Annotated in this window: 23 protein-coding genes and 1 riboswitch; of the genes, 21 read left to right on the top strand and 2 right to left on the bottom strand. The window is 39.1% G+C overall.

The window, feature by feature from the left end; genetic code table 11:
• The first annotated feature begins 1 nt into the window (after position 1).
• The 9 genes from V1L65_RS12250 to V1L65_RS12210 all read left to right on the top strand — a co-directional run bounded on the left by V1L65_RS12250 (position 2) and on the right by V1L65_RS12210 (position 10,395).
• Entirely contained in the window at positions 2-1,183 is a 1,182-nt protein-coding gene (locus V1L65_RS12250; protein WP_331699432.1) for an aminotransferase class I/II-fold pyridoxal phosphate-dependent enzyme, read from the top strand.
• A 143-nt stretch (positions 1,184-1,326) separates the two neighbouring features.
• On the top strand, positions 1,327-2,520 hold the full coding sequence (locus V1L65_RS12245) for a nucleotidyltransferase domain-containing protein (protein WP_331699431.1): 1,194 nt from the start codon (positions 1,327-1,329) through the stop codon (positions 2,518-2,520).
• A 38-nt stretch (positions 2,521-2,558) separates the two neighbouring features.
• Positions 2,559-3,740 (top strand): glycosyltransferase, encoded by a 1,182-nt coding sequence (locus V1L65_RS12240; protein WP_331699430.1) that lies wholly within the window; start codon positions 2,559-2,561, stop codon positions 3,738-3,740.
• Between the two features lie 11 nt (positions 3,741-3,751).
• Positions 3,752-4,780 (top strand): glycosyltransferase family 2 protein, encoded by a 1,029-nt coding sequence (locus V1L65_RS12235; RefSeq protein ID WP_331699429.1) that lies wholly within the window; start codon positions 3,752-3,754, stop codon positions 4,778-4,780.
• An 18-nt stretch (positions 4,781-4,798) separates the two neighbouring features.
• The gene (locus tag V1L65_RS12230; RefSeq protein WP_331699428.1) at positions 4,799-5,986 is read left to right on the top strand and encodes a CDP-glycerol glycerophosphotransferase family protein; all 1,188 of its coding nucleotides are present in this window, start codon (positions 4,799-4,801) and stop codon (positions 5,984-5,986) included.
• Positions 5,973-6,389, top strand: a complete 417-nt coding sequence (locus tag V1L65_RS12225; protein ID WP_331699427.1) for an adenylyltransferase/cytidyltransferase family protein — start codon at positions 5,973-5,975, stop codon at positions 6,387-6,389. Before V1L65_RS12230 ends, V1L65_RS12225 begins: the two co-directional genes overlap by 14 nt.
• 45 nt (positions 6,390-6,434) lie before the next feature.
• Entirely contained in the window at positions 6,435-7,625 is a 1,191-nt protein-coding gene (locus V1L65_RS12220; RefSeq protein WP_331699426.1) for a glycosyltransferase, read from the top strand.
• Between the two features lie 19 nt (positions 7,626-7,644).
• Positions 7,645-8,835: a glycosyltransferase gene (locus tag V1L65_RS12215; RefSeq protein ID WP_331699425.1), complete on the top strand. Its 1,191-nt coding sequence runs from the start codon at positions 7,645-7,647 to the stop codon at positions 8,833-8,835.
• Between the two features lie 15 nt (positions 8,836-8,850).
• Positions 8,851-10,395, top strand: a complete 1,545-nt coding sequence (locus V1L65_RS12210) for an oligosaccharide flippase family protein (RefSeq protein ID WP_331699424.1) — start codon at positions 8,851-8,853, stop codon at positions 10,393-10,395.
• Positions 10,396-10,449: 54 nt separating this feature from the next.
• Here the strand turns inward: V1L65_RS12210 and V1L65_RS12205 are convergent, their stop codons facing one another.
• A complete protein-coding gene (locus V1L65_RS12205; protein ID WP_331699423.1) occupies positions 10,450-11,166 on the bottom strand; it encodes a metallophosphoesterase family protein in 717 nt (238 codons plus the stop codon).
• A 137-nt stretch (positions 11,167-11,303) separates the two neighbouring features.
• Between V1L65_RS12205 and V1L65_RS12200 the strand changes: the two genes are divergently transcribed.
• The 11 genes from V1L65_RS12200 (at position 11,304) to V1L65_RS12150 (ending at position 24,036) form a co-directional block, all read left to right on the top strand.
• Positions 11,304-12,494, top strand: a complete 1,191-nt coding sequence (locus V1L65_RS12200) for a fibronectin type III domain-containing protein (protein WP_331699422.1) — start codon at positions 11,304-11,306, stop codon at positions 12,492-12,494.
• A 22-nt stretch (positions 12,495-12,516) separates the two neighbouring features.
• Positions 12,517-15,258 carry a hypothetical protein gene (locus tag V1L65_RS12195; protein WP_331699421.1) on the top strand — a complete coding sequence of 914 codons (2,742 nt, stop codon included), beginning with the start codon at positions 12,517-12,519 and terminating at the stop codon, positions 15,256-15,258.
• A gap of 466 nt (positions 15,259-15,724) precedes the next feature.
• Positions 15,725-17,659 carry an asparagine synthase-related protein gene (locus V1L65_RS12190; RefSeq protein WP_331699420.1) on the top strand — a complete coding sequence of 645 codons (1,935 nt, stop codon included), beginning with the start codon at positions 15,725-15,727 and terminating at the stop codon, positions 17,657-17,659.
• Between the two features lie 14 nt (positions 17,660-17,673).
• A complete protein-coding gene (locus tag V1L65_RS12185; protein ID WP_331699419.1) occupies positions 17,674-17,811 on the top strand; it encodes a paeninodin family lasso peptide in 138 nt (45 codons plus the stop codon).
• 76 nt (positions 17,812-17,887) lie between these two features.
• Positions 17,888-18,820 (top strand): aldolase, encoded by a 933-nt coding sequence (locus V1L65_RS12180; protein ID WP_331699418.1) that lies wholly within the window; start codon positions 17,888-17,890, stop codon positions 18,818-18,820.
• Between the two features lie 3 nt (positions 18,821-18,823).
• Positions 18,824-19,132: a lasso peptide biosynthesis PqqD family chaperone gene (locus V1L65_RS12175; protein ID WP_331699417.1), complete on the top strand. Its 309-nt coding sequence runs from the start codon at positions 18,824-18,826 to the stop codon at positions 19,130-19,132.
• A 2-nt stretch (positions 19,133-19,134) separates the two neighbouring features.
• The gene (locus V1L65_RS12170; RefSeq protein ID WP_331699416.1) at positions 19,135-19,611 is read left to right on the top strand and encodes a lasso peptide biosynthesis B2 protein; all 477 of its coding nucleotides are present in this window, start codon (positions 19,135-19,137) and stop codon (positions 19,609-19,611) included.
• Positions 19,608-21,410, top strand: coding sequence for an ABC transporter ATP-binding protein (locus V1L65_RS12165; RefSeq protein ID WP_331699415.1), 1,803 nt, complete (start codon positions 19,608-19,610; stop codon positions 21,408-21,410). Before V1L65_RS12170 ends, V1L65_RS12165 begins: the two co-directional genes overlap by 4 nt.
• Before the next feature lie 15 nt (positions 21,411-21,425).
• On the top strand, positions 21,426-22,538 hold the full coding sequence (locus tag V1L65_RS12160; protein WP_331699414.1) for a glycosyltransferase family 1 protein: 1,113 nt from the start codon (positions 21,426-21,428) through the stop codon (positions 22,536-22,538).
• Positions 22,539-22,563: 25 nt separating this feature from the next.
• Positions 22,564-23,622 (top strand): UDP-glucose 4-epimerase GalE, encoded by a 1,059-nt coding sequence (gene galE, locus V1L65_RS12155; protein WP_331699413.1) that lies wholly within the window; start codon positions 22,564-22,566, stop codon positions 23,620-23,622.
• Between the two features lie 153 nt (positions 23,623-23,775).
• Positions 23,776-23,859, top strand: a riboswitch (cyclic di-GMP riboswitch).
• A 15-nt stretch (positions 23,860-23,874) separates the two neighbouring features.
• Entirely contained in the window at positions 23,875-24,036 is a 162-nt protein-coding gene (locus V1L65_RS12150) for a hypothetical protein (protein ID WP_331699412.1), read from the top strand.
• 10 nt (positions 24,037-24,046) lie between these two features.
• Here V1L65_RS12150 and V1L65_RS12145 read toward each other — a convergent pair whose 3' ends face one another.
• On the bottom strand, positions 24,047-24,376 hold the full coding sequence (locus V1L65_RS12145) for a helix-turn-helix domain-containing protein (RefSeq protein WP_331699411.1): 330 nt from the start codon (positions 24,374-24,376) through the stop codon (positions 24,047-24,049).
• Positions 24,377-24,517: 141 nt separating this feature from the next.
• Between V1L65_RS12145 and V1L65_RS12140 the strand changes: the two genes are divergently transcribed.
• The gene (locus V1L65_RS12140; RefSeq protein WP_331699409.1) at positions 24,518-25,309 is read left to right on the top strand and encodes a metallophosphoesterase; all 792 of its coding nucleotides are present in this window, start codon (positions 24,518-24,520) and stop codon (positions 25,307-25,309) included.
• Positions 25,310-25,340: the final 31 nt, after the last annotated feature.

The following is a 25,340-nucleotide window of genomic DNA, read 5'->3' as shown; positions in this document are numbered from 1 at the left end:
TATGTTAACGGATAAACCGAAAAGAATATATTTGTCTTCACCACATATGAGCGGCAACGAGCAGCACTATATCAATCAAGCGTTTGAGACAAACTGGGTTGCGCCGCTTGGGCCGAATATCGATGCTTTCGAAGAAAAGGTTGCAACTTACACAGGGATTAAAAGTGCTGCAGCCGTCAGTTCTGGCACGGCGGCCATTCATTTGGCTCTGCTTCTTCTTAATGTCCAAAGAGATGACGTTGTATTTTGCCCGAGCTTTACATTTATCGCCAGTGCAAATCCCGTTCGATACATAGGCGCGAGTACTGTATTTATAGATTCAGAGCCGGATACGTGGAATATGTCTCCTCAAGCTTTGGAGAGAGCGCTGGAGGATGCTAAAAAGGCGAATCGCTTGCCAAAGGCAGTCATTATCGTGCATCTATACGGTCTAATGGCCAAAATGACAGAGATTATGTCCATCTGCAATAGATACGACGTACCCGTTATAGAGGATGCAGCGGAGTCGCTAGGTTCTACCTATAATGGGAAACAAAGCGGCAGCTTCGGAAAGTTAGGTATCTTTTCTTTCAATGGCAACAAAATCATTACGACTTCAGGTGGCGGTATGCTGGTTTCTGATGACGAGAAGCTGATCCATCAAGCGAAATATTTGGCTACTCAAGCAAGGGATGTTGCACTTCACTATCAGCACAGCTGTACAGGATACAATTATCGGATGAGCAATGTACTTGCAGGCATTGGCAGAGCTCAAATGGAAGTAATTGACCAGCGTATCCTGGCACGTAGGGCAATCTATGAACATTATGAACAAAGTTTAGCAGGGATAGAGGGAGTAAGCTTTTTATCGGAGCTGGAAGGAAGCTGCTCCAACCGCTGGTTAAGCACTATGCTAGTGGATAAAGAAATAACGGGTATTACTCATCTTCAGCTTTTAGAGCGATTAGCAGATGCCAATATTGAAGCGCGCCCATTATGGAAGCCGCTTCATCTGCAACCTGTATATGAAGGAGCAGCCTACTATTCACATGAGCCGGGACGCTCGGTATGTGAAGAGCTGTTTGCTTCTGGTCTATGCCTGCCTTCAGGCTCGAATATGTCGGTTCATGATCAAGAAAGAGTGATTGATTGCTTAAAGGAAGGCTTAGTCGCTTCCGTTCGCGAGGATGTTCAATCTGCTTGATGATCTTCATAAATCATGTAAATAGTTTGACAATCTAGTTATGCGGTGATATTCTGTAGAGGTGTTCTTTATATAGAACGAAATTAAATATTTTGTTCTATATAAGAATTATAAGATAATTTGCAGACATGAAGGAGATATTCATGAGTACACAGATTCAAATGTCCAAGGAAGACTTGTCTAATGAATTGAAGCTGCTGTTAGCTATGCTTGATGATAATAGCGTAGATGACTTAGCTATGGAATTTAATGAGCTGCTCGAAGTGGTTAATTGGAACCATGTGATTGAGCTGGCTCGACATCATCGTGTATTTCCTTATATTAATAAGGAAATTCAAAAAATGAAAGATGCTAATATTCCACCTTTCGTTCTGCAAATGTTTCAACGAGATTTTTACCGCAATACTTTGCTCATGCTGTCACTAAGCGGAGAAATGGAGCAAATTGCCAAGTTGTTTTCAGAAAATGCCATTCGTACTCTGTTTTTAAAAGGTCCCATTATTGCAGCGGATTTGTATGGCGATGTTTCATTAAGAACCTCCAGCGACTTAGACCTGCTTGTGCCGCTTAACGATCTTCCTAAAGCAGAGCAACTGCTAGAAGGTCTTGGCTATGTTAAGGATGAGTACATCGATACGATTCTTAATGATTGGAAGTGGAGACATCACCATGTCACATTTATTCATCCTGAGAAGAAAATTAAAGTCGAGATTCATTGGCGACTAAATCCATTTCCGTCCAAGGAACCGCATTTCATTCAATTGTGGGAGCGTAAGCGAAAAAGCTCATTGATAAACCGTCCCATTTATTATTTGGGCAGAGAAGATCTGTTTCTATTTCTAGTTACACATGGAGCAAGGCATGGGTGGTCAAGGCTGCGCTGGCTGCTTGATATTAAAAAGCTCATAAGCCAGCCGATAGACTGGGTAAAATTAACCGCATTGCTAAAAAAACATCAGTATTTGCATTTAGGGAGTTTAGCCGTTTTTTTATGTGTTCGCCTATTTTCAATCCCATTGCAAGAAGGGATGAAGCCGCTTCTCCACTCGCGAAAAGGGGAATGGCTTGTGCAGGATACGATGTTTTATATTCAAAGGATGATCAATTTGCACTCAGAGCCGCTTACGGCAGAAGTAAGCAGCTATCATAAAAAGTATTTATTTTCATTACTTACAGCAAAGCAAAAAGGATTATTTATTGCCAGCTTCCTATATCCCTATCCTGAGGATGCACAAACACTCCGCTTGCCTAAGCCCATACATTTTCTCTATTTTCCATTACGTCCAGTTTTGTGGGCTGTGCGTAAGCATAGAGAAAGATCATCATTGGATATGTAGGGAAATAAATATCATTACTTTTTTAAGTGGAGGTCGTTATGAATAAGGTGCTGATATCTTCATTTGATATGGAAGTTGGCGGAGTAGAGCGAAGCTTGCTTAGTATGCTGGAAGCTTTTGATTATGAAAACTATAAGGTTGATCTTATGCTTTACAGCCATACTGGGGATTTCTTGCCCATGCTGCCCGAAGGCCCTCAATTACTGGATGAATCTCTTGCTTATAAAACCTTTCGTTTGCCTATCGGACAGATAATGAAGCAAGGACAATGGCTTGTCGGATGCACGAGATTATTGGCTAAATATAAAGCGTTATGGAGTGCTAAAGCGGAACCCGGCTATAAGCAGATGCAGTATATGTGGAGATACGCCATCCCATTCCTGCCTGCTATGGAGCAAAGATACGATGTAGCGATCAGCTATTTGTGGCCGCATTATTTCGTAGCAAATAAAGTGAAAGCCAAAACCAAAATCGCGTGGATTCATACCGATTATTCTATGGCAGAAACAGATGAAAAGCTGGATGTTGCGATGTGGGATAAATTCAATACGATTATTGCTGTATCGGAGCATTGCAAGGAATCGTTTATTCATAAGTATCCTTCACTCGAATCAAAGGTTAGTGTAATTGAAAATATCACCTCCGAAAGCTTTGTCATTGAAAGAGCTAAGGAACCAATTGAGAGCCAAATTTGTCATGACACACGCTTCAAAATCGTTACTGTTGCTCGACTTTCACATGCTAAAGGCATTGATCAAGCTGTAAAAGCTTTAAAAATACTAAAATCAAGGGGCTATGATCAGCTTGCTTGGTATGTGGTCGGGTACGGTGGTGATGAAGCAGATATCCGGAAGCTGGTCCAGGAGAATGAGTTGGACAATGAGTTCATTTTGCTGGGCAAGCAGCTTAATCCTTATCCTTTCATAAATCGGGCAGATTTGTATGTGCAGCCATCGCGTTACGAAGGAAAAGCGGTCACCGTTGTAGAGGCTCAAATACTGGCTAAGCCTGTCGTCATTACTAATTATACGACCGCCGGAAGCCAGGTGGAGCATGGTATTGATGGTCATATAGCGGAGTTATCTGCAGAAGGCATTGCAGATGGCATCGAACAGCTTTACCTTGATTCGAGCTATAGAATGAAGCTATCCAGCAATTGCAGCATAAAAAGCTATGAAAATAGCATAGAGCTTAAAAAGCTGTACAAATTGATTAGTTAGGCGGTAATGATATGCATCCAGTGGTAAGTGTAGTCGTACCTATCTATAAAGTGGAGCTATATTTGCGCCGCTGTGTAGATAGTATACTTAACCAAACCTACACTCATTTAGAGATTATTCTAGTGAATGACGGATCCCCCGATCAATGCGGGGACATTGCAGACAGTTATGCTCTGAAAGATAACCGGGTAAGAGTGATTCATAAGCATAACGGCGGATTATCTGATGCTAGAAATGCCGGCATGCAGGTCGTAACTGGTGACTATACAATGTTCGTTGACAGCGATGATTGGTTAGAAAAAACAATGATTGAAGAATTGGTGGATAAAAGTATTCATTACAAAGCAGAAGTTGTTCAATCAGCATTTTATTACGCCTATGATGATTATTTACAATTGGATACTCGTTACTATTCAGATAAAGATGATCCGGTAGTTCTAGATAATAAACAGCTAATGTACGAACTCGTAATTAACGAAAAAATAAAAAACTTCGCTTGGGGCAAGCTTTATCAAACCAGTCTTATTAAAGATATTCCATTTAGAAAAGGTGTTTTATTCGAGGATGTATTCTGGGCACATCATGTGATGCATCGGGTTAATACATACGTTATCATACATCTGCCTTTGCTATATTACTATCAGAGAAACGATAGTATCGTCGCTTCCTACAGTCCCAAAAATTTGGATATGATCCGCGGATTAAAAGAAAGGCATTTATTTATTGAAATGTATTATTCAGAATTAACGAGTGAATCGTACAAATCACTTCTTAAAGCCAATCTTACCCATTATACGCTTCTGCTGGCAAACAGGAAGAATGGCGGCAACCGTTTTTATCGAAAAAAAATACAGAAATATATTAAGAGGTACTTCAATCATTTTAATCGGTCCGTTCAAGCAGACAGACATTTGAAAAATCAATTGTTGTTATTTTACGTACATCCTTATTTCAATATCGCATACCTGTTGGCTCGAAGGTTATCGATTAAGATGAGAATCTTGCCATTGCCGAATGGGCTTAAGCGATTGGATCTTTAAATAAGTAAGGGGATAGATATGAAGAACCTGATGGCGAGTTTCAAGAAACGTTTCATTTTAACTATCATTCATATATTAAATGTTCTCCCTATTAAAAATAATAAAATATTTTTATTTAGTTATTATGGGAGTCAATACGGGGATAATCCAAAATATATTTCAGAATACATAGTAGCCAATTTTCCTGATAATAAGTTCGATATCGTCTGGGCCTTTAATGATCTGGAGTCAAAGCGGAATCTCACTGGCATTAAAAAGGTGAAGGTGATGTCATTCACTTACTTTTACCATTTATGTACTGCGAAAGTAATTATTACGAATTACAGGACGACTGAAATGTTCATAAAAAGAAAAAAACAATATTACATCCAAACCTGGCATAGTTCATTACGGTTAAAGCATATCGAAAAGGATGCGGAGCATAGCTTGCCTGAACATTATGTGCAAATGGCTAAACAGGATTCTCTTAAATGCGATTTATTATTATCCGGCTGTAAATTAAGCACAGAGATATTTCAAAGATCATTCTGGTACGATGGCGAAATATTGGAAATTGGCACTCCAAGAAATGATATCCTTTTTCATAAAAATCCGGCTATGCGAGAGCAAGTTTTATCTGCCCTGCATCTACCTATTGACCATAACATTGTGCTGTATGCTCCGACTTTTAGAAAAAATAATAATTTAGACGTATATGATATTAACTATTCACAATTATTAGCTTCTCTGAAAAATAAATTTGGCGGAGAGTGGATTGTTCTTGTTAGACTCCATCCTCATCTCCTATCTAAAGCTAAAGAGCTGCCATTTAGTAATGACGTAATAAACGTTACTTCTTATGATGATATTCAGCAATTGTTAAGCGTTGCGGATGTTTTAATTTCCGATTATTCCTCTTTAATGTTTGATTATTCATTTACACAGCGGCCATGCTTTTTGTATGTCCCTGATGTAGAAGAATACTCCAGCACAGAAAGGAAACTATATTTTGAATTGTGGGAATTACCTTATATTAGTGCGTTTAGCAATAATGATTTATTAAATAAGGTTCAAAATTTCGATAGGGAAGAATACGAAAGAAATTTAAAGCAATTTTTAGCTCGCATAGGAACCTTCGAGGAAGGCAAAGCATGTGAAAGCTTGATTAAGCGGATAGATGAAGTTTGTTTCGAAAAGAAGAGGGGGCAAATGAATGAAGCCGTATAAAATTGGCTATACAACAGGTGTATTTGACTTATTTCATGTAGGACATCTTAATATAATAAAAAATGCGAAACAACAATGTGATTTTTTAATTGTAGGTGTCAGCACAGATGAGCTGGTTATGAAGTATAAAAACAAATGGCCTGTTATTCCTCAATCGGACAGGATGTCTATCGTACAATCACTTAAATATGTGGATAAAGTCGTTCAACAAACGAGCCGTGACAAGTTTCTGGCCTGGGAGTATTTAAAGTTTGACGTTATGTTTGTAGGGGATGACTGGAAAGGAGATCCTCTATTCGTTGAAATGGAGAAAAAGTTTGATATGGTCGGTGTTGAGATTATATATTTTCCTTACACACAAGGTGTTTCGTCTACTATGGTAAAGCAAAAAATAACAACATAGAACAACGATAAAATGCAGCCGACAAAGTGAGGTTAAATGGTTTATATGAAAAAAAATCTATTATTTGTTATAGACTCTTTGGATGTCGCAGGTGCAGAGAAGAGTTTAGTTACTTTACTGTCCTTGCTAGACTTTTCAGAATATTCTGTTGATTTGATGCTGTTCGGACATGGCGGGAAGCTTGAACAGCTTGTGCCTAAAGAGGTGCATATTTTACCGCCTTTAAATTACATTAAGTTTTCCACCTTAAGTATTAAAGAAGCAATATCGTATTCAATAAAGAAGTTTGATTTCAAGTGGATTCAATCCAGAGGTAGATATTCCATAGGTATAAGGATGAAAAAATACAGCCATCCACAAAAAGCAAGAATTTTTTGGCAATCTGTCTCTCACGTTATTGAAAGCAATCCAAAGCATTATGATATCGCAATCAGTTATGCTCAAGGTGTGCCAACCTTCTATGTAGCGGACAAAATTGCAGCGGATAAAAAATTTGCATGGGTAAATGTGACTTATAGGATAGACGAGAAAGAGCAAAAATTTCAAAAGAGGTTTTATGATCAATATAACGGCATTGTCGCTGTTTCAGATTCAACTAAAGAAATTTTCATTGAAACATTCCCTCAATATGCAAACAAAATAAACGTTATTTACGATATTAATAATCCACAATTAATATCCCAAATGGCAGACATGGGCGAGGGCTTTAACGATGACTATGACGGGATCCGAATATTGACAATAGGCAGATTAAACCACCAAAAGGGATATGACATTACACTGGCAGCCTGCAGAAAATTAAAAGAGATGGGTGTAAAATTCAGATGGTATGTACTTGGAAAAGGCCCTTTGCAAGAAGAAATAGAACAATATATTAAGGAATATAAGCTCACAGAGCACTTGATTCTACTAGGTGTAAAATCTAATCCTTATCCGTATATCAAGCATTCGGATATTTATGTGCAAACATCCCGATTTGAAGGATTTGGGCTTGCATTAGCAGAAGCTCGCATGTTAAACGTACCCGTAGTGACAACTAGATTCGATGCCGTATTCAATCAAATGGTGGATGGAAAGAACGGGCTCGTTGTAGATATGAATGGTGTAGCGGTGTGCGACGGAATTATGAAAATAATAAAGGATAAAGCTTTGAGAGAAAGTATTGTAAATTATTTGCAGCTTGAGAAAAAAGGTAACATCGAGGAACTGGAAAAGTTTTATGAATTAATTGGATAATGGAAAGTGAGTATAGGTAATGAGAAAAAAACAGCTGCTTTTCATGATAATCAACATGAATGTTGGCGGTACGGAAAAGGCATTGCTTAATATGCTGGAACAGCTGCCGCCTGAGAACTACAACATTACTTTGCTTATGTTGGAAGAGTACGGGGGGTTTATGAATCAGATTCCCCGGCATGTAACGATTGAGTATGTTATTGATTATCCGGGTATGAAAGAGTTGATTAATAAGCCGTTGCTACATGTAGCTTTGAGGTCACTAAAAAAATGGGAGCTAGGTAAGTTTATTAAAGCCAGTTCGTTGTATATAGGAAGTAAGTTGCTGCAAGACAGAACATTTTTATATCAAACTATACTAAAAGATTACCCACAAACAGCGAAAACATATGATATCGCAGTTGCTTATGCCGGTCCAATGGATTTTATTAGTTATTTTGTGTTGAAGAAAATTAAAGCTGCCAACAAGCTGCAATGGGTTCATTTTGATATTACTAAAATAGGCTTTAACTGTACATTTGCATCTAAGATGTATCCCTATTTCGATAAAATTTATGCCGTTTCCAAACAAGCCAGAAACAATCTCGTTCATGCACTTCCACATTTAGAAGAAAAAACAGCGGTTTTCTATAATCTGGTATCCGCTCAAAGCGTAATGAATCAGTCCCGAGAGGGAAGAGGCTTTTCTGATCCATTTGAAGGAATTAGAATTTTAACGATAGGCAGATTATCGATTGAAAAAGGTCAAGATCTCGCTATTAGGGCATTGGACAGGTTAATACAAGATGGTTACAAAGTAAAATGGTATTGCGTAGGCGAAGGCAGCTCCAGAAAGGAGCTTGAAAAGCTTATTGCAGAGTATGACCTACAGGAGCATTTTATCTTATTAGGCTCAAACCCGAATCCGTATCCTTATTTAGCTCAGTGTGACTTATATGTACAGCCTTCCAGGCATGAGGGCTATTGCATCACTCTTAATGAAGCGAGATGTTTGAATAAGCCGATTGTTACTACTGATTTTAACGGTGCAAGGGAACAAATTACAGATGGCAGCACAGGCTCAATCGTTGCGATCAATGAGTATGAAATATATATTGCGGTGAAACAATTGCTAGATAATCCAGCTTTGAGAAGTAATTACATTAAAAATTTAGCAAATGATGCAAAGAGAACCGCAACATCGGGTATTGCTCATAAAATAATATTTTAAAAAAAGGATATATGTATGAGGAATCAATTGAAGGCTGGAGCCATATTGTCTTATCTTGCTTTATTTATAAGCAGCGCCATATCCATTGTGTATACGCCGATCATGTTGAAATTGTTGGGTCAGAGTGAGTATGGCATTTACAGTTTAGCTACCTCGGCTGCAAGTTATGTCGGAATTTTGAATTTTGGCTTAGGCAATGCGGTCATTAGGTATACAGCAAAATACAAAGCGCTAAATGATGAACAGCAATGCTCCCGATTATATGGCATGTTTTTCATCATGTATGGAATGTTAGGGAGTATAGCATTAATATCGGGAACAATTCTTACTTTAAATGCAGAACAAATATTTTCCAGATCGCTTAGTATAGAGGAATTAACAACATTAAAGTATTTAATGGCGATTATGGTTATCAATATTGCAATAGGAATAGGCTTTGGCATTTTCAGTGTTATCATTCTAGCATTAGAGAAATTCGTCATTCAAAAGGTTATCGTAATCATTAGCTCCATCATTAGCCCGCTAATTGTACTTCCCTTATTAATCATGGGTTATGGTTCAATCGCTATGGCTGTAGTAACGACAGCAGTCAGCATGCTGTCCATTATTTTCAACATGTTTTATTGCTTTAAAGTGCTCAAGATAAAAATAGTATTTGGCCGTATCCCTAAAGGATTGCTTCGTGAAATTACCGTATTTTCATCTTTTATTTTTCTGAATCTAATTATAGAAAGAATCTATTGGTCTACGGACCAAATCATTTTAGGCATATACAGCGGATCGATCGCGGTTTCAATTTATTCTATAGGCACTGCTTTTAGCGGTTATTTTATAGGTTTTTCTTCAGCTATTTCAAATGTGTTTTTAACGAAGGTAACGGGCATGGTTACACGTGAAGTGCCCGACAAAGAGCTTTCTGATTTGTTTATAAAGGTTGGGCGTGTCCAATTTATCATACTATCTTTTGCTATGAGCGGGTTTATCGTATTTGGTCAGCCTTTCATCCACCTTTGGGTAGGTTCCGATTATAATACTTCCTATCTTATTGCCTTGATTATACTTGTTCCTTCTTTAATTTCTCTTATCCAAAGTATGGGAGGAGTTATTTTGCAAGCTAAAAACTTGCAAAAGTTCAAAACCATTTTGTATTTTTGCATAGCAGTAGCAAATGTTATTTTAAGCATTATATTTGTCCGGTATTGGGGTGCGGTAGGTTGCGCTATTGCAACGGCAATCGCTTTTATTATTGGAAATGTGATCATTATGAATATTTATTACCAAAAGAAATTAAAGATCGAGATCAAAAAATTTTGGATAAATATTATGAAAATGAGCTTGCCTTTATCAGGAAGTATTTTGTTTGCGGTTTTTACAAAAAAGTATTTACTAGTATCAAGCTGGGGGCAATTATTGTTTGAATGCTTGCTATTCTCGATCGTTTATTTCCTAGTGGCTTGGTTTTTGAGTATGAATGAGTATGAAAAGCAATTAATCAAAGCGCCAATCGGGAAGGTTTATAAAAAAATAATGAAGTCATTACAGCTAGGAGTGGAAGGGTGATTAGGTAGTAAACTATATGATTTACTACCTAATCTATTAAGGGCTGACTAGGGTTTAAACCTTGGCATTTTTAATAACGTTTGTCATATTCATATTTGGATAATTAACAGAATGGTATAAGCTTATTACTTTCTCGGTATCATAAGCGACACGTTCAATAGAGGTGCTTATCCGATTTTGCTCAATTGTTACGATTCCGTAGGAGGCCATGCGCATACCATCAAACGGCAGCCCGACACTGCCAATATTCATAATAATTTTTTCGTTAGCATATCGGATATATGGTTTATGGATATGAGCGTATACATAAATGTCTGCATTGGCTTTCTTTACGATTTCTGTGTCTAAAACTTCGTCATCGGCATAAGGCAGTATGACTTTGAATAAATTGTCAGGAACCGCATGAAATGCGGTCAACCTTACATCATCATGTTTATAATGTATGGCAGTAGGTAACTGTTCTAAGTAGTCCATATCCGCATGGTCGAGCTTGGAAACGGTCCACTCTCTCTCTTTGTTCATCAAGTCTAGCAGATGATCAGGGACTTCCCCTTGCTGCACGCCGCGCACAACCCATTCGTCAGCATTTCCTTTGATTACTTCCGTTTGTAAAGACTGAATTAACTCCAACGCCCGCTTCGGTTCTGGACCCCGGTAACAGATATCGCCCAGTACAAATATTTTATCGACTGCTTTTTGTTCAATGTCCCGAAGCACCTCTTCCAAGGCAACAGCATTGCCATGTATATCCGATATAAATGCTGCTTTCATTCTGCACCATCCTTTTCTATTCATGATACAAATTATTCCTTTAACCATCATAGGGCATATGAACAAGCGTATCAACCGCTTATTAAATATAATAGTTTAAGGAAGGATACGGCTTTATAGCGGGAGGGTGTTTGTCAATGTTCATATATTTGGCAGCTGAAATGAAGGATTATCAGGGCTTGTTTGACCCCAATGCTAAGTACAGTAAAGGAAATGTAGTATCGGATGAACAAAATTCTGCCTATCTTTGCCTAGTTGATAATGTTGGGATACCGCTCTCTGATCCAAAATATTGGGCTCTATTGCCAAGTGTTGATAATAATGATATGAAATTTTCCATAAGTCAAAGCACGGATGTGGATTTTACAACAAAACCGCCACAGAATAAAAATGTACTGGCTTATCAAGATGGAAAATGGGTACCGTTTGAAATGAAAAATCTAGAGAACGCTATTATGTTTGAGGAATGGGCAGGAGCTTTAGAGGAAGAGCCTGTTGAACTGCTGGATGATGCAATTCCTGCAGAAGTTGAAAATGTTCATGTTACCGATCTAGAACAAACTAGCTTTATATTAAACTGGGAAGAAAGTGTATCTCCCAATGTTAAAGAATATGCGATCTATCGAAATGAATTATTTGTGGATACCGTTCCAGCGACCTTATCGAAGCTGCAGCCTATAAGCTATCAGATTAAGCGTGCTGCACCGTCAACTGAATATAGGTATACGATTAAAGTAAGAAGCTCTTCAGGGTATGAATCCAATGGAGTTAACATTATTGTAAGAACGAATGGTATCTATGCATTGCAGATGAATGGAGTAACCGATTACATTAAATTGCCGAGCTTGCCTTTTGATAAAATTGAGCTGACTTGCCAAGCTTTTCAATCTCCAAAAAATATTTGGTATTACTATTTAGATGCCAGACCTGGCCTGTCTGCCGCTTACCTCGCTATTAACGGCAATGGAAATGTACAGTACAGCAATGTATGGGAAACGATCCTTGTTAATGGAAAGAGCTCATTTAAATTCAGTGAGGTCATGTATCAAAAAATAACCATATCATTATCATTGGGATTAAAATCAAATGCTGCAGATGATATCAACATTTTTTCGGATTATAAAAATAACCCTGCCATGAAGGGCAAGGTTTATCGTATCCAAATTTTTCTTCAAGGACATCTTGTGGCTGCCTACAATTTAACCGAACCAACGTTGAATGGGGGGAACGACTCGGCAAACGCGTTATTTAGTATCCTAAAGGACCAGAGCGGGAATGGAAAAGATGCCGCTTTATTCGGAGGGACTTGGGTCATAGAAAGCAATTAAGATGAACTGGGGGTGATTGGTGATGAAAGGTAAAATAAACAAAATTAAAGATAGCAGTAATGATCATTATATATACCCAATAACGATCGCTGAAGCGGTTTATGTTGATCCTACGACCAGTTTGAAAGAAAAGCTGCTGGATCTCGATCAAAAGATTGGCGAGGTTCCCAGCGCTTATATAATAGATTTGAACAGATGGGGGATAACGGGAAACATTATTGACACAAACGATCAGCAGCAAGCTAAAGCGAATTCCATTGGTATAAATGCGGCAATACAATGGGCTTCTGATCAAGGTTTTACGGAGATCATACTACCTTTCGGAAACTATTTAATTGATGAGTATAATCCAATACTACCGGCAAGCAGGATGACTTTAAATTTAAACGGAGCTACTTTGCGAATTAGAAATAATGGATATGATAAGTACAGTATTATAAATATTAGATCTCAAAACAACGTAAAGGTGACTAACGGCATCCTAGAAGGTGATCGGGAGTACCATGACTATTCAAGCGGAGGCACACATGAAAGCTGTTCTGGCGTTCTAATTGGCAGCTTCAGCGGTGATGCTAGCCTAGATAATCCGGAACGAATTGAGTTGAAAAATCTGGAGATATTTAATTGTGCAGGCGACTCTATTGCATTCGGACTTTCTCCCAATTTCCAGAGCGGCTACAATCTGAAGGACTGGGAGCAAGGCAGCATTAACACCTCAACAGGGTTGGATATAAATGATAGCACCAAAATACGTTTGAAAAATACACTGCTGCTGAATAACGAGGCAATAAAAAAGTTTGGCTATTTCACTATAAGCGGCAATGGCTGGGCGGATTTGGGAACAGATATTAAATCACGCGTAATGGATGTCATTTTTTATGATGCCAAGGATAACTTTTTAACCGCACTATCTACTATTAAAATATTCGATGAAATCCCGGTACCTCTTCAAGCTGCTTACGCCAGGATCGTTTTATATCAAGCTCAGATACCGGATCCTGCCGCCTCTAATTCCGTTATATTAAGTGTATCAGTTCCTTTATACCCCAAACATGTGTATATAGAAAAATGCCATTTGCATCATTCCAAGCGTTGTGGAATAAGCGGTACAGGTAAATTTATCACTTTTAAAAACAATAAAATACATGATATTGCCGGTACCCCACCACAAGCAGCAATAGATATCGAAGACGGCTATGAATTAAATCAATATTTCTTTATAGACAGCAATCATATTTATGACTGCAAAATTGGCGTTAGTCTCGTCAGTACGAAGCATGTGGCCATAACGAATAATGTAATGGAGCGGCTAGGTCCCAGCCAGGTTTGGGATCGCTGTAAAGATATTACAATAGATAACAATCATTACGCTAACGCTGTCCTGACCTTTGATGGCGATGTCATGTTTACTAATAATAAACTGTACATGTGCACAGCGGCAACCAGAAAAGCAGCGGCAACCATATTTAGCGATAATTACTTTCACAATAGCTCTCTGCATATTACGAAAGATTTACCCTATTTAGTAGATGTGAATAATTGTGTGTTTTATCATGATGAGAATTCAAAATTTATGACGGGTCAACAACCGACTCTCTTTTATGGCAAGGAACCGCAAAGTATTTCCCATTGCATATTCAAGGGACAGACTTCGGCATTAAATACAGTAACTGGCCAAAGCGATGCCTATGGCTGGAGAATTTCGAATTGCATATTCCACAATACGAAACCTCTTCGTTTACCTGCAGGCATCATTCAAAGCTGTGAATTTAATTTCATTCCCACTATAGCCTTATTGAAGGGGGCCGCCTACGAAATTGCGGACTGCCGGTTCAGCAACTGGGATACGTTTAATCAATTATTTTACTTGACAGCAGACTATTATTTGGAAAAGCTCGCCATACGTAATTGTCAATTTATCGGGAATAACAAGCCGGTAGCACTGCTCTACAATATTAAAGGAAGCTTGGAACTAGTCAATAATAGCTTCGAATATGACAATACAGCTGACAACTTTATTATGTTTGACTTTTGGGTGAATACGTTTACGTGCAGATATTTTTTAATTGATGGCAATCGTTTCAAATCTGCTAAACCTGTAGTTGCTGTAAATTTGAACAGACAGTTAACGGAGAACGTCATTATTTATAAAAACAATATCGTAGAAACGGCCATACAACCGATTACTAGTGACCAAGTTTTCACTGCTAACAATTATGTGAATGGGGTGTTCGAACCTTATAGCCATGTGAAAACAATGCCGGTCACAGGGAAATATGAGCTGGGGTATGTGCTTAATAATTCGGCGCCTGTACCAGGTGAATACCAAGGCTGGGTGTGCACGACTGCCGGGTATGCTTGTAATCAGGAAAGAACCGGCAAAAGCTATTTCAATCACCGGGATCGGATCTATGCCGGAACTCATGTATATGAGGCCATATTCCCTGGCAATACTGCCCCTGCGCCTATTGAATTTAAAGGTTTTTCTGGAGAGGTTGTTATGGATATTAATCAGAATGTTGGAGTATGGGCACCGAATAAGGCTTATCAAAAGGATGAAGTAATAAAGGCAGACGGGCTTGATGGTATTTACTTTACATGTACAGTTGCTGGCATCTCTGCTAGTACTGAACCCCAATGGAATACAAATATCGCTCAAACGACAAGGGACAATTCCGTCGTATGGACGACGAATAGATTGTTAACCTGGAAAAAAATCGGAAACAGAGCTGAATTTAAACCTTTCGGAAAAATAATGAATTAATGGTCACTTTCTTATATTTAAGAAACGATTAAGGCTTCATAAAATCCATCTTAATGTTCATGCATGAGTTACTTTAAGATGGATTTTTCTTTTCTGATGAAAGAGGATTGTGTTCTTTACGAAGAACTTTCAGTCGCTCACAGTAGTAATTAAAGCAGATTAATGAATTCGTTATAAAAAACAAAAAATATAGTCAAATGTACATATTCATGCAACAAATTTTGACAGTATATGCAAGGATGATAGGATATAATTCGATTGAAAGTTAACCATTCTAGTGCTGTTCAATATAGTAATTTCTTGCATAAAACAAGTTTTTTTATCTTTCACAATCAATCTATGATTTACTTGTTGACAGTAGTTGTATATAAGTGTAATATTTAGTTATGTTCTTAATAAAGAACAAAAGTGAGTGGTAATTCTGTTCAACACAACGAACAAAATCACGGTTTAACTGGAGGATAGAATGAGCGCCATTACAGCCATTTATATGACAGAGCGACAATCTTCTACACTTGATCAAGGAAGTAAAATCATGAGTGCTCTAGCCAAATTTCCTTGTCATACAATCCAAGCCTGGCATAAAGATAATGTGTTCCTTGGCTGCCATAATCAATGGATTACTCCGGAATCTATTGATGAACTCAATCCCCTATATGATTCGTTAAGACAATTGGTGATTGCTGCTGATGCCATTATTGATAATCGCAAGGAATTATTCGATCTGCTTGCTGTTCCATATGCTCGAAGAGTACATATTACGGATGCCGAATTGATACTTCTTTCTTACGCAAAATGGGGGAAGGAGGCGCCCCGATTTTTGATTGGCGATTATGCCTTTATTATTTGGGATGAACGAGAGCAGCAATTATTCGCCGCCAGAGATTCCTCAGGGAGCAGAACGCTGTACTACCACTGGAATGGATTTCGATTAGCGCTATGCACGACGATGAAACCATTATTAGGCTTGCCTCAAGTAGAAAAACGCCTTAATGAACAATGGTTGGCTCAGTATCTTGCAATTTGTACAGCTATTCTTACTGTTGATGCTTCGCTTAACGTATATCAGGACATATACGAGCTGCCGCCTGCCCATAGTATGACGGTAGAAGGCAATCAAGTAAAGACTTCAAGGTATATTACAATTAAGGCAGATAAGAAGCTGCGCTTTAAACAGGATGAACAATATGTAGAAGCATTTCGTGATGTGTTTGAAGAGGCAGTCAACGCCCGGTCCCGTACCTATCGTCATGTAGGATCGCATTTAAGCGGTGGACTAGATTCGGGAGCGGTTGTGGCTTATGCGGCAAAAATGCTGCGTTCAAAAAACAAGCCGCTGCATACATACAGTTATATTCCAACGGATGACTTTATTGATTATACACCTAAAAATAGAATGGCAAATGAGACTCCATATATCGAATCTGTCGTTAAGCATATAGGCGGAATTAAAGCCAATTATTTGAACTTTCAAGATACTAATTCGTATACAGAAATTGATTCGCTGCTGGATATACTGGAAATGCCTTATAAAAACTTTGCTAATTCATTTTGGATCAAGGGCATTTTCGAGAAAGCGGCCGAACAAAACGTCGGGGTGTTATTAAACGGAGCCCGTGGAAATATGACGATTTCCTGGGGATACGCGATAGAAAATTACATGCTTCTGTTCAAACAATTAAGATGGATTCGCTTAGCTCAAGAGCTTAAAGCGTACAGCATGAAAAGAAGCACTGGACGTGCGCGAGTCTTGTCGGAAATGATGAGTACATGGCCAGCGCTAAACAGAAATAAAGGACATGTATTAGTAAAGCCAAGAGCTATCATAAACCCTGACTTTGCCAGAAAAACAAAAGTAACGGAACAACTCCAAATGCATGGTATGGACGCAACCGGGATATTTACTGAAACGAATATATACAAATTCAGAAAATGGCATTTCGAAGATCTATTCCATTGGTATTCAACGAATACGATTAATTCCAAACTATCCTTGTCCTACGGCTTATGGAGCCGAGATCCTTCAAATGATATACGCGTCATTCAATTTTGTTTGTCCGTTCCTGAAGACCAATATGTGCTTCATGGATTAGATCGTGCACTTATAAGGCGAGCAACTGAAAATCACTTGCCGGATGAGGTAAGAATGAATCAAACAGTACGCGGCATCCAAGGAGCGGATTGGCTGCATCGCATGCAAGCCTTCTGGCCTTCATTTATCGAAGAAGCTAAGCAGATGAGCAGGGATGATACAATATTACAATTTCTGGATGGAGCGATTATTAATGATGCTTTGTCTAAATATCAGGATGCTGTTCATTCAAAAAATGCTAATGACCAAGATCTGCGTGTTTTAATGTGGAGCGTCATCGTATATCGATTTCTGAAACGAAACTTTTAAAGGAGGTGATACATATGACGAAAAAGCAGTGGGTTATGCCCGAATTGGAAGTTCTGCAAGTTAATATGACAGAACTGCATCCAAATAACGGAAATGAACTTGATCATGACTATCCGGTAGGAACTCCAAGAGATCAACTTACCTGGAGCTAGGCTTGAAGCCTAATAAGCAGTAATTGGAAGCTCGTATCCTGCAAGATATTGAGCTTCCAATATCAATTATTATGGAGTGGGTAATTTGCAAAATGTAGGGACTAAAGAAAGTTACAAAGCATTTGGTTTACACATTTTGAGCGACATTTCATTTCCAGAACTCATGAAAGCAAGCGAAGATCAGTACTCAGCTGAAATAGAAATTGTAATCGATCGATTTCTAAGACATGGGTTTAACGCCAATACGCAATCTATTTCAGTCGCGGATGGTATGGTAACGCTGCAAACTCATGATGCCGGAGTATTTCGGATAATAAATGGCAATAAAATTATCGTCTCTCCTTATTCTTGGACGGATGAAGATATAATCCGCTTATATATTCTAGGCACCTGCATGGGTATATTGCTGCTTCAAAGGTCAATTTATCCTTTACATGGAAGTGCAGTAGTTATTTCAGGAAAAGCATACGGATTTATTGGTGAATCTGGAGCAGGAAAGTCTACATTAGCGACTGCATTCGTAGAGCGCGGTTATAAGCTATTAACGGATGATATTATTCCTGTCACCTTTTCATCAATAGAAAAATATCCAATTGTGACGCCGTCCTACCCCCAGCAAAAGCTGTGGCAGCAAAGCCTGGATGCCTTTGGTATGGACAATGAGGAGCTGCGCTCGATCCATGGCCGGGCTACCAAGTTTTGTGTGCCTGTTGAGGAACGTTATTGTGCAGATAGAATGCCGCTAGCTGGAATTTTCGAATTGAATATGTCAGAAAGTTCAGAAAATAGTTTGGAAGCCGTAAATAAACTAGAAAAACTGCCTTTACTTTTTAAACATACTTTTAGACAATTTATGATTCCCAGCATGAATCTTTCAGATTGGCATTTTGGTTTATCAGCTAAAATAGGCAATCAAATACCAATCTACCGGCTTCATCGTTCTGCAGATGGCTTTTCAGCACCGCAGCTTGTCGATTTGATATTGGATACTATCACTGTGGGGGAATGAACAATGATAACAGATCAGTCGCTATTATTAAATGCATTAGTCGTATGCAGTCAAAACAATATAGTAAGCGATATGGGAGAAGAAAAAGTAATATTAAGTGTGGAAAACGGAAAGTATTATAATTTGGGTGTAATGGGCAGCCAGATATGGAACCTCATTCAAGAGCCTAAGCTTGTGACGCAAATTGTTGACGAGTTGATGGAGGAATTTGATGTTGATCGCAGCACCTGTGAAGATCAATTACTATCATTTTTAATTCATTTGTCAAAAGAAAAGCTAGTTATATTGAATCGGGAAAATAAAGGTGCCTAGAAATGCTCAGAAAATTAAAAATGTTGTTTTCTTTGGATTTCAAAACTAAGCTTCTCTTGATAGAAGCGACCTTGTATTTAGGCTGGGCTAGGTTTTATTTGCTGCATTATCCTTTTTCCAAGCTTGCTGCATCGCTTGGTGAATACATGGTTGAAACAGGTCAGGATTACCAAAAAGAGAATCATCGAACATTAATAAGCGTACACCAAGCTATTGAAATCATGTGTAAATATACTTTTTGGGAGACGAAATGTTTAGTGCGCGCGGTGACAGCTATGAAAATGCTGGAGAAGCGTCGCATTGAGAGTACTTTATATCTAGGAACCGCAAAGGATGAAACTGGAAAGCTTATTGCTCATGCCTGGCTGCGGAGCGGGTCATTATATGTTACGGGATATGAAGAAATGAGCAGGTTTACGATTACAGGCTTCTTTTCCAAAAAATATTCGTCACAAGCAATGGAAAGGAATAAGCTATGAAACAAATTTTATATTTCACTAGAAAGCTGCATATCTATGCGGGGAGTAAGCTATACTTCAATCTGTTCGGGGTCATGATTATCGGATTGTTGGATGGAATAGGCACTATATTGCTGGTACCGCTTCTATCGATCATTGGCATCATTGATATTCAAATCCAAATTCCTGGTATGGGTCTTTTAGAATTTTTGAAACAAATGCCTATGCTGCAGGCTTTATTAATCGTGCTAACGCTGTATATGCTTTTAGTTACAGGACAAAGTCTTATTAGCCGAAGGTTAAGCATGCGTGATACGCAAATTTTAACGGGTTATATTAATAGTGTTAGATTAGAGATCAATAGGGCATTATTACAGGCTCAATGGTCTTTTTTTATGAGAAAACGAAAAACAGATTTAATCAGCTCTTTAACGGACCAATTGGGCCGTGTAACTAATGGAGCTTATCTTGTGCTTCAATTTATGGCTTCTCTAATGTTTACAGCCATTCAAATCGGAATTGCATTCCTTATATCTCCTTTTATGACACTTTCGATACTCGGTTTCGGATGCCTGGTTATTTTAGTATCTCGAAGATTTATTAAGCAATCACAGAAGATTGGATTTAAAGCCGTCAAGCTTCATGAAAGCTATATGGCGGGGATCGTTGATCAATTTAACGGAATGAAGGATATTAAAAGCAATTCTTTAGAGCAGTCACGTTATAGCTGGTTACAGGATTGGTCGCGTGATTCTGCAGAAGAACGATACTTAAACGTAAAGCAAAGAAGTAATTCGAAGCTGGTTTATAAAATCACCTCATCTATTCTGATTGCTGCATTTGTTTTCACCTCAGTTACAATGTTTCAAAATGAAGGAGGGCATTTGCTGCTCGTTTTAGCTATGTTCGCTCGTCTCTGGCCGCGTATTACGGATATCCAGTCTAATCTGGAACAAATTGCATCGGCATCGCCTGCATTCCGTGCATTAATGGAATTGCAAGAAGATTCTCTGCATGCACAGGAAATTGACATTTCGGATGTTGGCAGAAGCAAGTCATTTATGCCGCTCAAGCTGAAGCATCAAATGGAATGCCGAGAGGTCTATTTCCGTTATGACCAGGAACAACCTCATTACACGCTTGAAAACATCAATCTGCGAATTCCAGCTAAGTGCATGACTGCAATTGTTGGCCAATCTGGCGCGGGGAAAAGCACTTTAATTGATCTAGTCATGGGATTAATGAAGCCCGAGCATGGCGAGGTGCTTATAGACGGCAAGACATTGACGGATGAGGATCTGCTCTCGCTTAGAAGCTCGATTAGTTATGTACCGCAGGATCCTTTTTTATTTCATGGCAGTATTCGGGATAATTTGTCGATGATTGATCCAGAAGCAAGTGAAGACCAATTGTGGGAGGCGCTGCAATTTTCTTCGGCTGCCGAGTTTGTGCTTAAATTGCCGGATGGTTTGGATACGATTATTGGCGATCGCGGCATTCGGCTGTCGGGGGGGGAACGCCAGAGGCTCGTTCTTGCAAGGGCTATTTTAAGGAAACCGTCGATTCTTATTCTTGACGAAGCGACGAGTGCGCTGGACACGATGAACGAGACAAAAATTCAAGAAGCAATTGAGAAGCTGAAAGGTGAAATCACCGTCATTGTCATCGCACATAGATTGACGACGATCCGCAATGCAGATCAAGTCATTGTGCTGGATCAAGGAAAAATCGTACAGTCAGGAGATTTTGTTAAGCTGTCTGCTGATAATAAAGGATTGTTCAGCCGTCTGTTAAGTAATCAAATGCAAGTTGCTACATAGTGGAGGAGGAGGAGCATGGCTAGGCGGATTCTGCATATCGTAAGCGCGATGAATAGAGGAGGCGCTGAAACTTTATTGATGAATGTTTATCGCAATTTGGACCGACAGATGCTGCAGTTTGACTTTGTATCACATCGAGAAGAATGCTGTGATTACGATGAGGAAATTGAAGCTTTGGGCGGAAGGATATATAAAATCAAAAGTTTGGGAAATCAAGGCCCCATTGGCTATATTCATGAATTGAAAAAAATTATGTCAGGCGCTGATTACGCCGCTGTTCATTCCCATATGGATTATCAAAGCGGATTCCCGGCATTGTCGGCTAAGCTGGCTGGCATCCCGATAAGGATCTGTCATTCGCACAGCAGCAGCTGGCCAAAGGGATCAGGCATGAAAGCAGGCTTCATGCTGCGCGCCATGAAAGCGGTAATTCGCTACTCAGCTACAGACTATCGTGCCTGCAGCAACGAGGCAGCTCAGTTTTTATTTGGCTCCTCTTCCAAAACACGATTACTGTATAATGCCATCGATCTTAACGCATATGAGAATACATCTTTACAAACGCGTAATAAGGTGAGACAAGAGCTTAATATTCCAGCAGGCAGTTTAATGATCGGCCATGTAGGGACCTTTTCCACAAGTAAAAACCATCGTTTTCTTTTGCAGTTGTTAAGAGAAATGCTTATGAAAGGAAAAAAAGCAGTGCTAGTGCTCGTCGGCGAGGGTGCGCTTAGACCGGCTATTGAGTTAGAGGCGAGTCAGATGGGGCTGCATGCCAATATTCGCTTTTTGGGAACGAGGGCGGATGTGCCGAGCTTAATGAGCTGTTTTGATGTGTTTGTATTCCCGTCTCAGTTTGAAGGCTTTGGAATTGCAGTTCTCGAAGCACAGGCTGCTGGTACTCCGTGTGTAGTGTCCGATGCGGTGCCTAAACTCACTGATATGGGTCTGGGTCTCATTCAATACATAGGCCTGGATAAAAGCTATGAGCAGTGGAGCGAAAGTATCGATAAGGCATTAGCAAGCACGAAGCCTGACAGGCAAACCATTCATCATAAAATGAGTCAAAAGGGCTTCGATATAAAACAAAATTTAAAGCAATGGCTGCAAATGTATGGTGTGTCATAAGGATAAATAGATTGGAGGCCATATAATGGCAATATTAGTTACGGGTGGGGCCGGTTATATTGGATCCCACACCTGTGTAGAGTTGTTAAATCAAGGTTTTGATATCGTAGTGATCGATAATTTTTCTAACAGTAAGCCAGAAGCATTGGAGCGTGTGAAGCAGCTAAGCAAGCGTGGATTTAAAAGCTACGCGATGAACATTTTGGATTCAAGCGGACTGGATCGGATTTTTCAAGAGCATGAGATTGAAGCGGTCATACATTTTGCCGGATTAAAATCAGTCGGCGAATCTGCCAAAATGCCTTTGCAATATTATCATAACAATTTAAATGGCACCTTGCATCTGTGCAGAATGATGGAAAAGCACAATGTAAGAAAGCTTGTGTTCAGTTCATCTGCTACTGTATATGGCCATTCAGAAATTTGCCCGATTAAGGAGCATTTCCCTTTAACCGCCACGAATCCATACGGCAGAACAAAATTGATGACGGAAGAAGTGCTGAGAGATCTATATCAAGCAGATTCTCGCTGGAGCATTGCGTTGCTGCGCTATTTTAATCCTGTAGGCGCCCATAAGAGCGGACGGATCGGCGAGGATCCTAACGGAATACCAAACAATTTGATGCCGTATATTACACAAGTTGCTATAGGTAGACAGGAGAAGCTTACTATATTCGGCGACAGCTATAACACTAAGGATGGAACAGGAGTAAGGGATTATATACATGTAGTAGATTTGGCCCGCGGACATATAAAGGCATTGGAGAAAATCCGCAATAGTACAGGTGTTGATGCCTATAATCTAGGCACAGGAAAAGGGTATAGCGTGCTTGAGATGGTTGCAGCGTTCGAGCAAGCTTCCGGCAGAAATATTCCTTTTTCAATCGCAGATAATAGACCTGGTGATGTGGCTGTTTGCTATGCCAGTCCAGCAAAAGCAAAAGAAATACTAGATTGGGAAGCACAAATTGATATTCAAGAAATGTGCGAAGATGCGTGGCGCTGGCAGCTCCAAAATCCCAATGGTTATGAAAACGAAGATAATCTAGTGACATTACACGCAAGAAGCGCAAATGTCATATGACAATATAGGTATATAGCGCTAAATGTATCACAAATCTATTAAAAAGTAGAAATTATTCGACATAAATTCCGATAATAAACCAATTAAATTAACCATAATTAGACAGCAATTTTAAAAAAGGTGGGCTATAATTCAATTTGAGCGTTTGAATATGAATCAGTGGGAGACTGGGAAGTGCGTCTATTATTTGGGCACCTTAGGCGCATGGAGTCAGTGGTGCAACCGCCCCGATGAGATGGGGGAATTGAGGAGATGTCACGTTTAAACTCGGTATATGAAACTGAATTGGATGTTGAATGGGTCGAATTGATGCTTAGTGCACGCTCAAAGGGGTTTACGGCAGAAGAAGTGAAAACGGTGCTGGCCATTCTGAAGGAGAAGGGCCAGACACTTATACAGGATAACGCTGTTTAGGTATACATAGTTATTCCCTGTTGGATTTCCACTTATTAAACTCGAGGAATTCCTTGAATTGTTCCTTGCTGACTCCAGAAACCATTGCTTCTCTTACTAACTGCTCCCATTCTTGGTCCAGGGTTTCAGCTGCACTTTCATTTGTATCGTCATGTATTAAATCTTCAACAGAAACGTGAAGTACTTCACTTATCTTTTCAAGAAATTGGATGGATGGGTTTTGTTGAAGTCCTCTTTCTATTGAGCTTAAGTAGGATTTTGCGACACCCGCTCGCTGTGAAAGCTCCGTTAATGAAAGTGCATTTTTTTTACGCAGAAGTTGAATTCGTTGTCCGATCATAACAGATGCCTCCATATTATATCATTGCTGGTTATCCTTCATTATAACGAATAATTCAAAGTTGTGAAAGCTAATATCTTTAACTGCGCTGGATTAAAGTTTTAAGCAAACAGAGGCAATCAGCCCTGCAGGAGGAAAATTTTGTATATTGTTCTAACCATTATATCCGTCTTTGCTATCTATTATTTCTTTTTAATATTTCCAACACAATGGTTGAAAATAGAACATATTCATCAGCCGCTAAATACTGGTGTTCGTATATTGCAAATTAGCGATTTGCATGTAGATATGCTGAGAATTTCACCAGCGAAACTTAGGGCAATTATTGAAAGATGCGCACCGGATTATATTATGCTTACAGGAGATTATACATCAAAGTCCAGCAGTATTTCCCGTCTAGAACGGTATTTCAAAACAATAGCTGAAAGTCAAATCCCAGTCTATGCTGTGCTTGGCAATCATGATTATCAAAATGCTCATTTCACTCAGCTGCTAGAGCTATTTGAAAAGCTAGATATTGTTTTACTAAGAAATGAATCACGACAATTAAAAGAAATTCAGCTAGTTGGCATTGATGATTATTCGACAGGGCATAGCAAGGTGTCAGATGCTTTTTCTTCAATAAACACCATACTAGAACGAAACGTAACCGTTCAATCTAAACCCGTCGTTGTCATAACGCATGATCCTAATGTACTATCCACTGTAAAAAATCATTACGATTATATGATGGCAGGTCATTTTCATGGCAAACAATTCAATATCCCATTCTTCTTTCGCTTAAAGCCAAAAGGAGTTTTACCTGCGAAGGGAGTTTATAAAGGGCTTCATAAAATGGAATACGGGATGCTTTATATTTCAAAGGGTATTGGACAAACAGGTTTAAACAATAGATTTATGGTGAGGAGCGAGGTCACGATACATGATTTATAACGGACATCAACATTAGATGCTATCTATTGTT

Source organism: Paenibacillus sp. IITD108 (genome assembly GCF_036541265.1).
Classification (GTDB): Bacteria; Bacillota; Bacilli; order Paenibacillales; family Paenibacillaceae; genus Pristimantibacillus.
Note: the sequence above shows the minus strand (reverse complement) of the source record. Positions and strands in the feature narration are given on the sequence as shown.